Here is a 13,391-nt window from a genome sequence, read left to right as displayed (position 1 = left end):
GGATAGATGCATTATTTTTCTAATAATAAAAATGTTTTGGCTTTGCATGCAAAAAGGCTGGAATCAATCCTGTTAATGCCGCACGTATATCTGCACGTTCATTAATTAATTGATGAGAGCCTTCTTCAAGCATTAACAACGTCTGGAGTCTAAATTTACGACGAATAAATTCAATGTTGTAACGCCAATCAACCGTCTGATCGAGAGCACCTTGTGCAAGCCAGACTGGGATACGGCAAGCAGGTCGCTCTTCCATTTCTTGCATCCATTTTGACATTGCCAAAATCCAGTCCATGCCCATCATTCGAGGTTGCAGAGGATCTTTTAAACGAATAAAACGCAAAAATTCAGGATTATGATTATTACGTCTAAAATGCCTTGGTACCTGACGCTTAATACGGCGAATAATGCCTAATCCAACGGGGTTATGCCACCACGCGGTTTTTGCAGGGCGAATTAATGGAGAAAGTAAAAGTACTCGATCTACAATCGGATCTTGGCGTTTTTCAGCATATTCTAATAAGTGATGCATCCAAATTGCTCCACCCGTACTTTGACCAATACCGACCCATGGTTTAGGTAACTGATCTGCATGTTTCACATATTGATAAACAGCCATCAAAACTTGCTGGTAATGATCAAAGTTTTTAATGCTGGCTGGTGAACCATCACTTAATCCATGCCCCGGCAAATCATAAGTAATGATACTAAAGCCCTGCTCAAGAATTTCACGAATAATTGGCTGGTAAATACCGCTATGCTCAAGATAGCCATGTAATAAACAAACAGTACCTTGTATTTTTTCTACTTTGGGTTTGAAAACTTGCACATGCAAACGGAATAAAGGCATTTGGACATAGCCTTGCCAATGGTCACATTCAAGTAAATGTAAACCATACAATTTGCGATAGGCCAGCAAATCACGAGAAGGTTCTTCTAATGTGTTTAAATTAAGTGGACTCAAAACTTGCGGCGTAAGATCACGATTAGGAACAGGTAAATCTAATTGTTTTAATACGGCAGGATTGAGAAATGGAATATCTGACATTAAGGAACCTCTCGACAATCACTTGAGCCAAACAACATGTCACGAATTGTCGCAAGTAATTCATAATTTGCACGGCGGCTATGATCGTAATTTTGCACACTTGGTTGCCAACGTGTCAGTGGAGTTGGCATTGGAGCTACAACAGGAATAGTTTCTATACCATTTAAAGCAAAAAGTCGGCGTGTACGCGGCATATGATATTCATCTGTAACCAACATGACTGTTGGTGCCCCGCCTTTTTTCTGAAGCAATAAAGAGCTAAAACGAGTATTTTCACATGTATTCATACTGCGCTTTTCTAATAGCTTTGCATCAACACCGCGTTCTTTTAACCAAGCTTGCATATAAGGCGCTTCTACACCGCTAAGCACAATAGGTAAATGATTTTGTTTTTCAACTTCTAAAGTTTTTTCTAATCGCAAACGCGTATAGCCATTAACAACAATATCCTTACCATTTTTATCTAAGGTTAATCCGCCACCCAACACAACAATTGCATAAGGCTCTGATAACTTTTTAGGTTGTACTGGTAATGGATTTTTACGCACATACTCGACTTTTTGTTCAGGTTCACTGACAGCTTTTTGATGCTCTGGTACCACAGGTTTTCTTGCTAAAAACTCTGTATATTGTTCAGTAAGCGCTTTATTTTCAGAACTATTAATAAAAAGTGCTTCGTCAACAGGACTACTCGCCTCATCTGCGGCATCAATTTCTGAGTTTTTAGCGACTAAAGGAACCGTTACAGATGCTGCTTGTTCTTCTGAATCCTGTTCCTTTTCTTCTAAAAGAATAATTTGCTGCAAGGCTTTATAATTCTCTTGAATATAGGTCAGATCAGATGTTCTTTTTTCACGTAACGCTTGCTCTGTCAGTTTTAAATAGGCCTGACGAGCGATCCATAAATTTGAACCCGGCTCTAAATTATCATGCTCACTTAATGCAGCCTGTCTTTGGCTCTCAGCAGCGACTTGATTAACATCAACAGGTACAAAATAGTTAAGCCCAGCTACAATAAGTTTTGAATAAAATGGCGAATATAAAAAAACCACGAAACAGCCTAATAGTACAAATAGCACGGTGACTACTTGTACTAAACGTACCATTAAGTGTACTTTTGGCATAAAACTATTCCGTATGATTTTCAATTAAACCTAAACTGTTATAAAGCACAGGTTCTGGTTCTAACATAATATGGAAAAGCTGATCAACATCATGTTGTACAGCCTGATAAGTTTTCCTTACATCAGCTAGAGATGCATTGGCATAATTCACCAGAACTAATGCCTGTTTATGGAACATCCCTACCATATCGAGTTGCTTCCCTTTCCAACCCGCCTGATCAATTAACCATCCTGCTGCAATTTTAACGTTTCCGTTAGCTTGAGGATAATGTGGAATTGTTGAGAATTGTGTGACTAAGCGTTCAAACTCTTGAGGTTTAACAATCGGATTTTTAAAGAAACTCCCGACATTTGGATACTCTTTTGGATCAGGAAGTTTACTTTGACGAATATGGATGACCTGATTTTGTAAATTTTCGGCAGTCTGATTGTCTCCAACTGCTTGTTTCAAGTCGCCGTAGTTAAGTTTCAAATGCGGCTGTTTAAGCAATTTAAAAGTAACATGCGTGATAATGTAACGGTTTGGATCATCTTTAAAAATACTATGGCGGTAGGCGAAATGGCAGTCGGCCGCTAAAATTGTCTGAGTTTGCTTCAATTTACGGTCATACACTTGTACTGACTCAATAAACTCACCTACCTCTACCCCATATGCACCAATGTTTTGTACGGGTGAAGCACCGACTAATCCTGGAATAAGGGCTAAATTTTGCAAACCAAACCAGTTCTGTTCAGTGCTGTATAAAACAAAATCATGCCAGACTTGGCCTGCGCCTACTTTAACCCGCACAAAATCATCATCGTTTGATAAAACTTCAATTCCCTGAATATCAAGATGAATCACTAAAGCATTGATCTGCTGCGGTAATAACATATTACTACCGCCCGATAATACAAGTACATTTAACTGATGCTGCTCAGCAAACTCTAAAGCTGCTTCAATATCTTGAATATTGCCAACTTTAGTATAGTGAGAAACAGTTGCATCTAAACTTAGAGTATTGAATGGCTTAAGCTGTACTTGATTCTGAATTTGCATTGTATTGAAAAACCTATTCTTAAACATTCAATTGTTTTTTTAAAATATTGACCCACGCCAAACTACTGGACTCACATTGATTGAGTACACGTTCAAAACCATCAGCACCGCCATAATAAGGATCAGGCAACGCTTGTTGTGGGTATTCAGGATCATGCTCACTCATTAAAGCTACTTTTGCACGAATTTGATGTGCGCCAAATTGGGAAACGGCTCTTTGCAACACGTCATGAATATCTTCAAAATTTTGATGATCCATTGCCAAAATCAAATCAAACTCTAAAAAGTCTTGAGTTGAAAGTTGTCTTGCACGTAAAGATGATAGGTCATAACCCCTTTTTTTGGCATGCAACTGACTACGCTGATCAGGCGATTTATTTGGATGATAATTACTCGTTCCAGCTGAATCGACAATAACATTGAGTTGATGCGCGTCACAATAATGTCTAAAAACCACTTCAGCCGTGGGAGAACGGCAAATATTTCCTAAACAGACACATAACACCTTATATTGTGTTTCCATTAGAAATTACTTCCAAACATTTGAATTACATAAAAATAAACGGGATCATGCACAATCTTAACAGACTATAAGTTTATAAGAACCAAATTGACCATTGTGACTTGTTGCATTTTGTCAAAACTCCCTTGGGTTGAAAAGGAAAATAATGTTTATCAATAGATTAAAAGTTGATAAATCAGACGATAAATTAGCTAATCTTGTATTTTTGTAGTAATTAAATAAAAATAAAGCCCTAATTTATAGGGCTTTACAAACATCACTTTGATGCAGTGATTAATTCAATCATTTCTTTCGTAGGCCTGAAGCTGCCTAACTGCCAATGTTCAGGAGGATGCTCATCAATTCTTATCCAAACATGTTCACGAAAAGCAGGATTTCCCTTTCCTTCTATTTCTACAAATAAATCCGTAATTCGCTTGAAAAGCTCAGCCTTACTATCTTTATCTAGTAAACCTTCTATAGTTTGTATATTTATAAATGGCATAATGCTACCTGAATTAATGCTAGGTCTAAATTATAGACCCATACTAATTGGAGCTCCCACTGATGTCAAATCAAATTATTCCAGATCATAAATTTCCAGTAGATGTATGTGGGATCTTCAAAATTACAGAAATATTGAATGACAGATGGACGATCCTCTTGCTAAGAGAAGCCTTCTATGGGGTAACAAAATTTAATGATTTTTTAGAAAATACAGGCATATCAAAGCAAATTTTATCTAATCGTCTAAAGCATCTCATCCAATTAGAAATATTTGAATTATCAATTTATAAAGAAGTTGGTGAGCGAGAACGTAAAGAATACTTACTCACTAAAAAAGGCAAAAGTCTAAATATTGTCTTACTCGCCATGCTTGAGTCTGGCGGTAATTTCATTGAATCTGGTAAAGATGTGGTGAAAGTTTTTAATAAGAGTACTGATGATGAACTTAAATTAAAACTTGTTGATCCTTCTAATCAAGTTATAGATTTTAAGAATTTGGAACTTAAGCTCATTCATTGCAAAAAATAAATTTTTATAAATTAGCTACTCTGATCATAAAGTCCTCAGTATGCTTTTATAAAGAAATAAAAAAAGCCTACTCTTTCAAGTAGGCTTTCCCCTTATGACTTTTGCGCTGATCATTCAGGTTTATTGTTGTTTAAAGCAACGGAAGGATCTTACAGAAATACTTAAGAATAAAAAAGCCCTTCCAATAACAGTATTTAACAAAGCCTCCTGTACCGCGCCCTTCTAAGGCTACACAGCCTCTCCAAAACAAGCACTTGGCTTTACTGTTTTGTTTCTAAATTAAAACTCATCTATAAACTCTTCTGTAGTTATTACCTTAGCAAAAGCATTGTTAAAAATTTGGTTGTGGTGATCAATTATACGCTGAGCACTTAAATGCATAGAATCAAATGTAGTATGTGCATCAGAGATTAAAGTTACTTTATATCCCACTTCTGAAGCGGCTCTAATAGTAGAGTCAATACAATATTCAGTTTTCATGCCAGTAACTATGATTTGATCAACATCAAGTTTTTCTAACCAATCTTTTAGAACAGTACCCTTGAAACTACTAGGGTATATTTTCTCAATGACAGTATCTATATCTGGATTAAAAGATAATTCTGCTATCAATTGCGTATTAGCACCGTCTGGATCTAATGGAGTACCTTTTGCTCCAACGTGACGGATAAAAATAACTGGTCTCTTATTTAAGCGCTGATACTCAATAAGCTCACGAATATTTAAAAGTACACTTTGATGGTTATACGGCTTTAGCTCTCCTTTGAATAGGCCATTTTGCATATCAATAACGAGTAAAGCTGATTTTGAGTTATGACTTTTATCCATAATCTTTCTCTGTAAAAAAACCAATAATGTGCAGAGAAAAATAAACCCAGCCATTATTGGCTGGGTTTGGTTATCTTATTAAGTCGCTCTAATAAAAAATCACACGCAGCCTTTTCTGTAGGTCGTGGTGGTTGTATTGATTTTCTTTAGTAAACAGTTCATGAATTAAACTTGCTCATCATTAAAGCGCAAATAAACATACCATAGTTTTTTCTCAAAAAACAAAGCTTATTTACTTAACTGAATGTAAGTACTCATAGGCTCCTTTTTCGTTACTCTCAAGTTTAATGACTGCATCCGTTTCATCATTTAGTGTCAGATTAAATACTTTTTCACCATCATATGAAATTTGGTGGCCCATACGAAACTCTGAATCAAGTGACTCAAGAATAATAAAATTTCCTTCGTTGTTCGAAGCGATATAGTAAGTGTTGTTCCGATGAACATATCTAATTGTGTACATCACTATTTAAATTCCACCTAAAAATTATGTTTTTTCTTAATAATAAAAAGATCCTTTTTTCCTTCCCAATCAGAAAAGATCCTACCAAAAACTAAACCCTCCCTTATTAATTATTACCCCTTATCATTTAGTATTTTTTCACCCTATACTATTAAATTGATATTACAGAAATACTTAATAATAAAAAACCCCGCTATTAGTCGATAGTTAGCGGGGTCTTTTGCGATTTAATTTTACTTTTATAGACTCATCTATCAGAGATATTTACCTCATTTCTGCAATAGAAAAATTATTTATTTTTAAAAAGCTTATCTGTCATTTTTCTATCAATTTTACTGCGATGCCCATTCTCAAAGTATCGATCGACATGGCATAGTTTTGTTTTAGTATCACAGAACACACCATTTGAGAGCGTAAACGCTGAAGTATCAAAATCACCTTGAGAGAAGGCTTTATTCGCTTTATAAGTGCCTAAGTATTTAGCTGTAAGCTTTTTAGAAACACCTTTTTTGTCAGCACAAATATATTTGTCACAAATTACACCTTTTGTAGGCGAATATACGCTAGAGCTGGTTTTCGCGATTGCTGCAGAGCTAAGCATCAAACACGTACATCCCATAATACTGAGTAAAGTTTTAGAAATTTTCACTTTTTAGAACCGATAAAATTATAAATTGTTAAGGCATTATATAAATTAGAAGCTTGCCAGAAAATCTACAGAACCCTATAAATAACAAAAAGCCCACTTTTCGACGAGCCTTTAAATATCTTGGTAATCCTCACTTACATGTCGGACCCAACATTGCAAAAAAGTATTTATCTATGGTTGGCACAAGGCTTAAGAAAAGCATAGTCACTTCAGAACTACTTTATTTTAAAGTTTCTTATGCTAACTTATTCGGAGATAGAATCTTATAGAACCATTCAACAATAATGTTCAAAAATAAGGAAATAATGTATATGAGCCATTTTCAATTTCAAACTGTTCCAAATATCATCTCTGGCTTAGGCTCTATACAAGAATTACAGAATGTTTTGTCGTCAAATGCTTACCGTAAGTTATTGCTAGTCACCGATGCAGGCATGGTTAAAAATCAATTACACCGTCCCATCCTGCAAATTTTAGATAACCTCAACATTGAATATGTCATCTATGCTGATGTGCAAGCTGATCCACCTGAACAAGTAGTACTAGATGCAGCCAATTACGCTAAACAGCAAAATGTTGATGTCATTATTGGTTTTGGTGGTGGTAGTTCTCTAGATGTTGCAAAAGTTATTGCTTTACTCGCCCACCCTAACCAGACTCAAAGTTTGCAAGAGATGTACGGCGTAAACCAAGTCACCACAACTCGCCTACCCCTTATTTTAATTCCTACTACAGCCGGTACAGGCTCAGAAGTAACGCCAATCTCAATTGTCACTACAGGTGAGACGACAAAGATGGGGATTGTCTCTCCAGTACTCTACGCCGACACTGCGATTCTTGATGCTACTTTTACTCAAAACCTTCCAGCACATATTACCGCTGCAACAGGTATTGATGCGATGGTACATGCCATTGAGGCATATACTTCTAAATACAAGAAGAATATATACACCGATATTTTAGCTAAGAATGCTTTGAAGCTACTAAACCATAACTTACCGAAAGTTCTTAAAGATGGTAATGATTTAGAAGCACGTCAAAACATGCTGTTCGGTTCAATGCTCGCGGGTCAAGCCTTTGCAAACTCGCCCGTTGCTGCGGTACATGCTTTAGCTTATCCACTGGGTGGACATTTTCATTTGTCGCATGGTCATACCAACGCCTTAGTGTTGGTCGAAGTATTAAAGTTTAATGCCCCAAATGCAAAAAAATATTATGCAGAGCTTATACAATGGCTCGACCCATACAGTAATGGCAGCACCGATGGTTTATGTGATCTGTTTATTGACCATATGCAGAACCATTTAGACCGTAGTGGTTTGACTTTAAGACTTAGTGATTTGGGTATTGATGAGTCCAGTTTACCTCGACTTGCTCAAGATGCCATGTTGCAAACCCGTTTACTACAAAATAACCCACGTGACATGACAGAAGCCGCTGCTTTGGCAATTTATCAGGCGATTCATTGATGACTAAACCAGTTTTAAAAACCCGTGATCAATTTAAGTTCTTTTTAGACATTCAAACGCGTTGGGCAGATAACGACATCTATGGTCATGTAAATAATGTGACCTACTATAGCTATTTTGATACAGCAGCCAATGCTTTACTGATTCAAAAAACAGGTTTTGATATTCATGAAGCAAAATCAATTGGTTTAGTCGTCGACTCAGCTTGTAGCTTTTTTCAAGAGTTATCATTTCCTGAGATTATTCAAGTAGGTGTTGCGATTGGCAAAATCGGCACGACTTCTCTACGCTATGAGTTAGCAATCTTTAAACAAGGTCAAGATCAAGCCTCAGCTCAAGGACATTTTGTGCATGTGTTTGTTGATCGCGAAACACGCAAGACTGTTCCAATATCCGAGTCAGTCCGTAAGGTTTTAGAGAATTTCTTATTATAAAAAAGTGAGGCAAAAAGAAATAAGCTCCTCTTTTTGCCTCATCCTTCTTAGATCATTGCAGGATCACTAAAGGAGTCCTCACCTGTTTCGACTCGGCCAGCAAAACGTCGGTAATAATACTGATCACTCTGGCTCGTAACTTCAAAATCATACCAATGCCCAACATCAGCCAACGGCCAATGTTGCTTAACAACTTGTCCCGCTTTTATGGTCAGTTGTAATGGAGCATCTTGTCGATATGCACAAGGTTTTACTGTCAATATTGTATCCTTGGTTCCCTCATTCATGAGTTCGACATAAACATCACCATTAGCAATGTCATAGCACACTCGAATTTCAGGTTTAACGCCACTATCAATAATACGTTGAGTATCCCCTTTAAAATGACGATGGTAGCCATTTGGACCGAGTACCCATAAATCATAACGACCTAAATTATCTTTTAAAGCGTCCCATTCATCATCTAAAGTTTTATTCGATTCGACAATATAACGCTTTGGAATAAGGTCTAAATTAAGTTTGTCATATACATGGAAAACTGCTGCCTGTTTACCCGTATTAGAGAATATCAATTGCACTTTACCATCGGCTTTACAGCGTGCGCTGGTGTGCAATTCGTAAGGTAACGCACGTGAAAGACGTATACCACTTTGCTGAATCGGTAACTTAATATCCGTTGGTACAGGCACAGCTGGTAGAGCTTCCTGATTTTCTCTTAACTCATCTGCTTGCACACGTGTTTGTTTACCATTCAGCTGCGGTAAAACATCTGCATTTGGTGTTTTAAAGTTAAATGCACTAGTTAAATCGCCACACACCGCACGGCGGTATGGACTAATATTCGGCTCTTTCACACCGAAACGTTTTTCTAAAAACATGAGCACAGAAGTATGGTCAAACACTTGCGAGTTTACCCAACCACCACGACTCCATGGAGAAATCACATATAATGGAACACGAGGACCTGGACCATAAACGCGTCCATCAGGTGTAGGCTGTGAATGGCTTCCCTCAGGCGCAGCATGGTCAAAATATTCATCCTGCATATCGGCACTGCTTAATGTCGATTTGCCAGCATACTGACCATTTTTAAGTCGAGATGGCGCTGATGGCGATGGCATATGGTCAAAGTAACCATCATTTTCATCAAAGTTAATAAGTAGTGCTGTTTTACTCCAAACCTCTGGTACAGCAGTTAATGCATCAATAATTTCTTGAATAAACCATGCCCCTTGAACTGGGCTTGAAGGGTCTGGATGTTCGCAATAAATCGATGGCGCGTTAATCCAAGAGACTTGAGGTAATTTACCCTCACGAATGTCGCGTTTAAAAGCGTCGAGATATTCTTCTGGTTTATTGCCCGGCAACGTATTTGCAATACCCTTATAAAGTGGATTTTTGGCATTATCAGTAGCCGCATCATAGGCTTTATACGGTAGCTTTTGTCCCGTATCTGCATACGGTTTATTCGGTTCGCCGCCACTTGCAACAGGATAGCCAGATGCAATGTTGGCCTTTCTAAACGAACGAAATGCACCAAGCATATTGTCGCCCCATTCATCTGGCATATTTTGATAACAAATCCAACTTACCCCTGCTTCTTCTAAGCGTTCGGCATAAGTTTTCCATGTATAACCACGGTCTGCCGTCGCTGGGTTACCATCAATCCAGTCCCACTCATTGTTTACAAATGAACGCTTGGTCGGTGTTGCACCATTTGTACCCGTTAAATGATAAGAACGGTTTGCATCTGTTCCAGTGTGCATAGAGCAATGGTAGGCATCACAAATCGTAAAAGCATTCGCAAGCGCAAACTGATATGGAATTTCTTTCTCTTTAAAATAACCCATTGAGATATCAGTTTTATGAGTTGGCCAGTTTGCCATGCGCCCATTGTCCCAAGCCAATTGACTGTCGTTCCAAGTATGTGGCGTACCATCTGCACGCTGTGCATTATTGGCTGTACCATCTAAGTGAAAAGGCGTTAAAACTTGCCCATTACTTCTAAGCTGCTCCCAAACACGGCGGCCACTTGGCAAAGGAATCGTAAAACGATCGGCAAACCCTCGGACGCCTTTTAATGTTCCGAAGTAATGGTCAAAAGATCGGTTTTCCTGCATTAAAATAATAACGTGCTCGACATCCTGAATGGTTCCAGTTTTATTATTTGCAGGAATTGCTAAAGCTTTTTGAATACTAGATGGGAAAGTTGCCAATGCCGCAGCACCAAAACCCATATTTAAAGAGTAATTTAAAAATTTACGACGTGTAATCATGATCAGGTTCTTTTTATTATTTAAGTTTATGGAGCACAGCGCATTACAGGCTTTTTACCTGTATCTGGTGTATTTGAATTATCATTTGCCGAGTCGTTACAACCACTCAGCAGAATCGCGCCGATTAATAAAAAATATGAATATTTAAAACTATTTATTCCAGTGCATTGCCTTTTCATGACGATATATAGTCCATTTAAAATCTAAAATGGCTAACATAGAAAAGTACAATGACAGTGACATGACCCAAATATTTCAATCCAGTGAAAAATATGAAAAGTCTATTATTTTCATATTCTGCACCAGATCAAAAATCAGATGAATTTAAGGCTTTAATTGAATATTTTGTAGTTCGCCATCAAAAGTTTCTATGAGACTCTTAATAACTGGCTGTTGCTGTAATAGCTCAACTGCTCTATGAAAGGCTTTTTCTTTACGTGCACTTTGAATGGTATAGGGGGTAGATGTATTCAAAGCACCATATTCAACTGTAAATTGAGTATTCGGCCATTGCTCATTTAATGCATCAATAAGGCCTTGTTGTAATTGGGTCAGCATATTTTCATATTCTTGAGGAATATGGAAAATAGTATTGCCACCAATTTCACCAGTCATCACACCATGTTGAGCAAGTTCTTGAACGGCTGGAGAAAGCTGACTATTTCTAAACCAATATTCCCACTTTTCGAGTGTCCACTCACCTTCCAAAACTTGAGGAGAAAGCTTCAAGATATCTTGAGGCATCAACTGACCGTTATCAGTTGCACTAGGCTCTTTTACAACGGCAACTGTTTCTGTTTGAACCATTACTTCGGCTTGTACAAATGACTGTTGTTCAATAACAGGTTCAGAAGACAAATCAGGAGTTATAGGCACATCTTGACCAAGGGAAAATTCAGCGCTAGATGTCTCAAACAAACCTTGAGGTTCAGCAGTGAAAGCTGGTTCAGGTTCAATATTTTTAGTTTGTGTTTCTGCCTGCACTTGTACTAACTTTTGTTCTGGTACAGGAATGAAATCTTCCTCTAGAACACTAACAGTCTCTTGAACAACTGCTGAATCAAGCCCAATCAACTCATGATGATTTGGGTCAAATACCATTAAATCCTGATTAGACTGAGGTTCAGGTTCAGGTTCAGGTTCAGGTTCAGGTTCAGGTTCAGGTTCAGGTTCAGGTTCAACCATAGCGGGCTGCTTAATAACTTCAACAGGTTGAACCGTATTTACTGGAGTAATCTCTTGGACTGTTGGCTGAGCTTGTTGACTCAAACCCACTAGTGCTTGTCCATTTTGTTGAACAGGCTCTGACACCACAATTTCATTTGGTGCTAAAGGACGGAATGCCAACAAGCGTAAAACACACATTTCAAAACCTTGCTCTTGCGTCACGGCAAGTTGCAAGTCTGAACGTCCTTTACATGCGATTTGGTAATATAGCTGTAAATCTTGAGCAGAAATCAACTTAGACAATTGCATGATTTTGCGATTGATTTCATCGCTATATTTCAAACTCAAATCAGGTAGATATTGCAAAATTGCCAATTCATGCAATGTCGAAATGAGCTGGTCAAGCACAAGTGACACGTCTAACGCCTGATGTCTAAATTGCAATAAAAGCTGACTAACTTTCTCACGTTGATTTTGATGAATCGCCAAAATCAAATCATAAATGATCGTACGGTCGATTAGACCCAGCATTTCTTTAACATCTTGGTGATGTACAGAACCTTGACCATAAGCAATGGCTTGGTCAGTTAAAGATAATGCATCACGCAGTGAACCTTGAGCAGATTCAGCAATTTGCCAAATTGCATCTTGGTCAGCAGTAATCTGTTCTTTTTCGAGAATAGCGCCAAGGTGCTTGGTAATTTCATCGACAGCCAAAGGCCGTAAAGTAAATTGCAAACAACGTGAAATAACTGTAATCGGTAGCTTTTGTGGGTCAGTCGTAGCAAATAGGAACTTAACGTGTTCTGGTGGTTCTTCTAGTGTTTTTAATAACGCATTAAAAGAATGCGTCGATAGCATATGTACTTCGTCAATCAGGTAAACCTTAAAACGTCCTTGCGTTGGCGCATACGGAACGTTGTCTAAAAGTTCACGTGTATCTTCTACTTTTGTTCTTGAAGCAGCATCAATTTCGATCAGGTCAATAAAACGGCCTTCGTTTACCGCTTTACAGGTTGCGCAGACTTCACATGGTGTAGAAGTTACACCCGTTTCACAGTTCAAACACTTGGCTAAAATACGTGCAATTGTAGTTTTACCTACACCACGCGTTCCTGTAAATAAATAAGCATGGTGAAGACGACCGCGTTCCAATGCACTACTTAATGCACGGGAAACGTGGTTTTGCCCCACTAACTCATTGAAATTACGTGGACGGTATTTTCTAGCAAGTACTTGATACATGTATGCTCCTTGTTACAGGCATAAGCATACTTTGTTTTTAAAAGAGTGTGAACGCATAAAGCTCATATCCGTACAGATAAACCGCGAACTGGCTTCTTTTCTCTACCAGAAC

14 protein-coding genes are annotated in these 13,391 nt (G+C 37.9%); 3 read left to right on the top strand and 11 right to left on the bottom strand.

What is annotated here, in order from left to right:
• Positions 1-19: 19 nt before the first annotated feature.
• The 5 genes from pldB to F928_RS08695 all read right to left on the bottom strand — a co-directional run bounded on the left by pldB (position 20) and on the right by F928_RS08695 (position 4,218).
• Positions 20-1,048 carry an alpha/beta hydrolase gene (gene pldB, locus F928_RS08715; protein ID WP_002115207.1) on the bottom strand — a complete coding sequence of 343 codons (1,029 nt, stop codon included), beginning with the start codon at positions 1,046-1,048 and terminating at the stop codon, positions 20-22.
• Positions 1,048-2,172 (bottom strand): YdcF family protein, encoded by a 1,125-nt coding sequence (locus F928_RS08710; RefSeq protein WP_002115205.1) that lies wholly within the window; start codon positions 2,170-2,172, stop codon positions 1,048-1,050. Before F928_RS08710 ends, pldB begins: the two co-directional genes overlap by 1 nt.
• A 4-nt stretch (positions 2,173-2,176) precedes the next feature.
• The gene (gene murB / locus F928_RS08705) at positions 2,177-3,211 is read right to left on the bottom strand and encodes a UDP-N-acetylmuramate dehydrogenase (protein ID WP_005073835.1); all 1,035 of its coding nucleotides are present in this window, start codon (positions 3,209-3,211) and stop codon (positions 2,177-2,179) included.
• A gap of 19 nt (positions 3,212-3,230) precedes the next feature.
• Complete coding sequence (locus tag F928_RS08700; protein ID WP_002115216.1) at positions 3,231-3,734, bottom strand: low molecular weight protein-tyrosine-phosphatase; 504 nt, start codon at positions 3,732-3,734, stop codon at positions 3,231-3,233.
• 256 nt (positions 3,735-3,990) lie between these two features.
• Complete coding sequence (locus tag F928_RS08695; RefSeq protein WP_005073831.1) at positions 3,991-4,218, bottom strand: tautomerase family protein; 228 nt, start codon at positions 4,216-4,218, stop codon at positions 3,991-3,993.
• Between the two features lie 62 nt (positions 4,219-4,280).
• Between F928_RS08695 and F928_RS08690 the strand changes: the two genes are divergently transcribed.
• On the top strand, positions 4,281-4,748 hold the full coding sequence (locus F928_RS08690; protein ID WP_002115170.1) for a winged helix-turn-helix transcriptional regulator: 468 nt from the start codon (positions 4,281-4,283) through the stop codon (positions 4,746-4,748).
• A 279-nt stretch (positions 4,749-5,027) separates the two neighbouring features.
• On the opposite strand, the gene F928_RS08685 is transcribed toward F928_RS08690, so the two are convergent.
• The 3 genes from F928_RS08685 to F928_RS08675 form a co-directional block, all read right to left on the bottom strand.
• Positions 5,028-5,576 (bottom strand): cysteine hydrolase family protein, encoded by a 549-nt coding sequence (locus F928_RS08685; protein ID WP_002115171.1) that lies wholly within the window; start codon positions 5,574-5,576, stop codon positions 5,028-5,030.
• Positions 5,577-5,808: 232 nt separating this feature from the next.
• Positions 5,809-6,039, bottom strand: a complete 231-nt coding sequence (locus tag F928_RS22510; protein WP_005068773.1) for a hypothetical protein — start codon at positions 6,037-6,039, stop codon at positions 5,809-5,811.
• 289 nt (positions 6,040-6,328) lie between these two features.
• Complete coding sequence (locus tag F928_RS08675) at positions 6,329-6,658, bottom strand: YcgJ family protein (protein WP_029767006.1); 330 nt, start codon at positions 6,656-6,658, stop codon at positions 6,329-6,331.
• 341 nt (positions 6,659-6,999) lie between these two features.
• On the opposite strand from F928_RS08675, the gene gbsB reads away from it, so the two are divergent.
• Positions 7,000-8,157, top strand: a complete 1,158-nt coding sequence (gene gbsB / locus F928_RS08670; protein WP_005073824.1) for an iron-containing alcohol dehydrogenase — start codon at positions 7,000-7,002, stop codon at positions 8,155-8,157.
• Positions 8,157-8,591, top strand: a complete 435-nt coding sequence (locus tag F928_RS08665) for an acyl-CoA thioesterase (RefSeq protein ID WP_005073822.1) — start codon at positions 8,157-8,159, stop codon at positions 8,589-8,591. The genes gbsB and F928_RS08665 overlap by 1 nt, the downstream gene beginning before the upstream one ends.
• A gap of 47 nt (positions 8,592-8,638) precedes the next feature.
• On the opposite strand, the gene F928_RS08660 is transcribed toward F928_RS08665, so the two are convergent.
• From F928_RS08660 to dnaX, 3 genes are all read right to left on the bottom strand, one after another.
• The gene (locus F928_RS08660; RefSeq protein ID WP_005073820.1) at positions 8,639-10,867 is read right to left on the bottom strand and encodes a phosphocholine-specific phospholipase C; all 2,229 of its coding nucleotides are present in this window, start codon (positions 10,865-10,867) and stop codon (positions 8,639-8,641) included.
• 26 nt (positions 10,868-10,893) lie between these two features.
• Positions 10,894-11,046, bottom strand: coding sequence for a hypothetical protein (locus F928_RS22350; RefSeq protein WP_153301268.1), 153 nt, complete (start codon positions 11,044-11,046; stop codon positions 10,894-10,896).
• Between the two features lie 145 nt (positions 11,047-11,191).
• On the bottom strand, positions 11,192-13,279 hold the full coding sequence (gene dnaX / locus F928_RS08655) for a DNA polymerase III subunit gamma/tau (RefSeq protein ID WP_005073817.1): 2,088 nt from the start codon (positions 13,277-13,279) through the stop codon (positions 11,192-11,194).
• Between the last annotated feature and the right edge of the window lie 112 nt (positions 13,280-13,391).

This window comes from Acinetobacter pittii ATCC 19004 = CIP 70.29 (assembly GCF_000369045.1).
GTDB lineage: Bacteria > Pseudomonadota > Gammaproteobacteria > Pseudomonadales > Moraxellaceae > Acinetobacter > Acinetobacter pittii.
Note: the sequence above shows the minus strand (reverse complement) of the source record. Positions and strands in the feature narration are given on the sequence as shown.

Excerpts from the sequence above, each read along its gene's own strand:
- F928_RS08700 (WP_002115216.1), bottom strand. The coding sequence starts at position 3,734 with ATGGAAACACAATATAAGGTGTTATGTGTCTGTTTAGGAAATATTTGC.
- F928_RS08675 (WP_029767006.1), bottom strand. The coding sequence starts at position 6,658 with ATGGGATGTACGTGTTTGATGCTTAGCTCTGCAGCAATCGCGAAAACC.
- gbsB (WP_005073824.1), top strand. The coding sequence starts at position 7,000 with ATGAGCCATTTTCAATTTCAAACTGTTCCAAATATCATCTCTGGCTTA.
- F928_RS22510 (WP_005068773.1), bottom strand. The coding sequence starts at position 6,039 with ATGTACACAATTAGATATGTTCATCGGAACAACACTTACTATATCGCT.
- pldB (WP_002115207.1), bottom strand. The coding sequence starts at position 1,048 with ATGTCAGATATTCCATTTCTCAATCCTGCCGTATTAAAACAATTAGAT.
- F928_RS22350 (WP_153301268.1), bottom strand. The coding sequence starts at position 11,046 with ATGAAAAGGCAATGCACTGGAATAAATAGTTTTAAATATTCATATTTT.
- F928_RS08710 (WP_002115205.1), bottom strand. The coding sequence starts at position 2,172 with ATGCCAAAAGTACACTTAATGGTACGTTTAGTACAAGTAGTCACCGTG.
- F928_RS08695 (WP_005073831.1), bottom strand. The coding sequence starts at position 4,218 with ATGCCATTTATAAATATACAAACTATAGAAGGTTTACTAGATAAAGAT.
- dnaX (WP_005073817.1), bottom strand. The coding sequence starts at position 13,279 with ATGTATCAAGTACTTGCTAGAAAATACCGTCCACGTAATTTCAATGAG.
- F928_RS08660 (WP_005073820.1), bottom strand. The coding sequence starts at position 10,867 with ATGATTACACGTCGTAAATTTTTAAATTACTCTTTAAATATGGGTTTT.
- F928_RS08690 (WP_002115170.1), top strand. The coding sequence starts at position 4,281 with ATGTCAAATCAAATTATTCCAGATCATAAATTTCCAGTAGATGTATGT.
- F928_RS08665 (WP_005073822.1), top strand. The coding sequence starts at position 8,157 with ATGACTAAACCAGTTTTAAAAACCCGTGATCAATTTAAGTTCTTTTTA.
- murB (WP_005073835.1), bottom strand. The coding sequence starts at position 3,211 with ATGCAAATTCAGAATCAAGTACAGCTTAAGCCATTCAATACTCTAAGT.
- F928_RS08685 (WP_002115171.1), bottom strand. The coding sequence starts at position 5,576 with ATGGATAAAAGTCATAACTCAAAATCAGCTTTACTCGTTATTGATATG.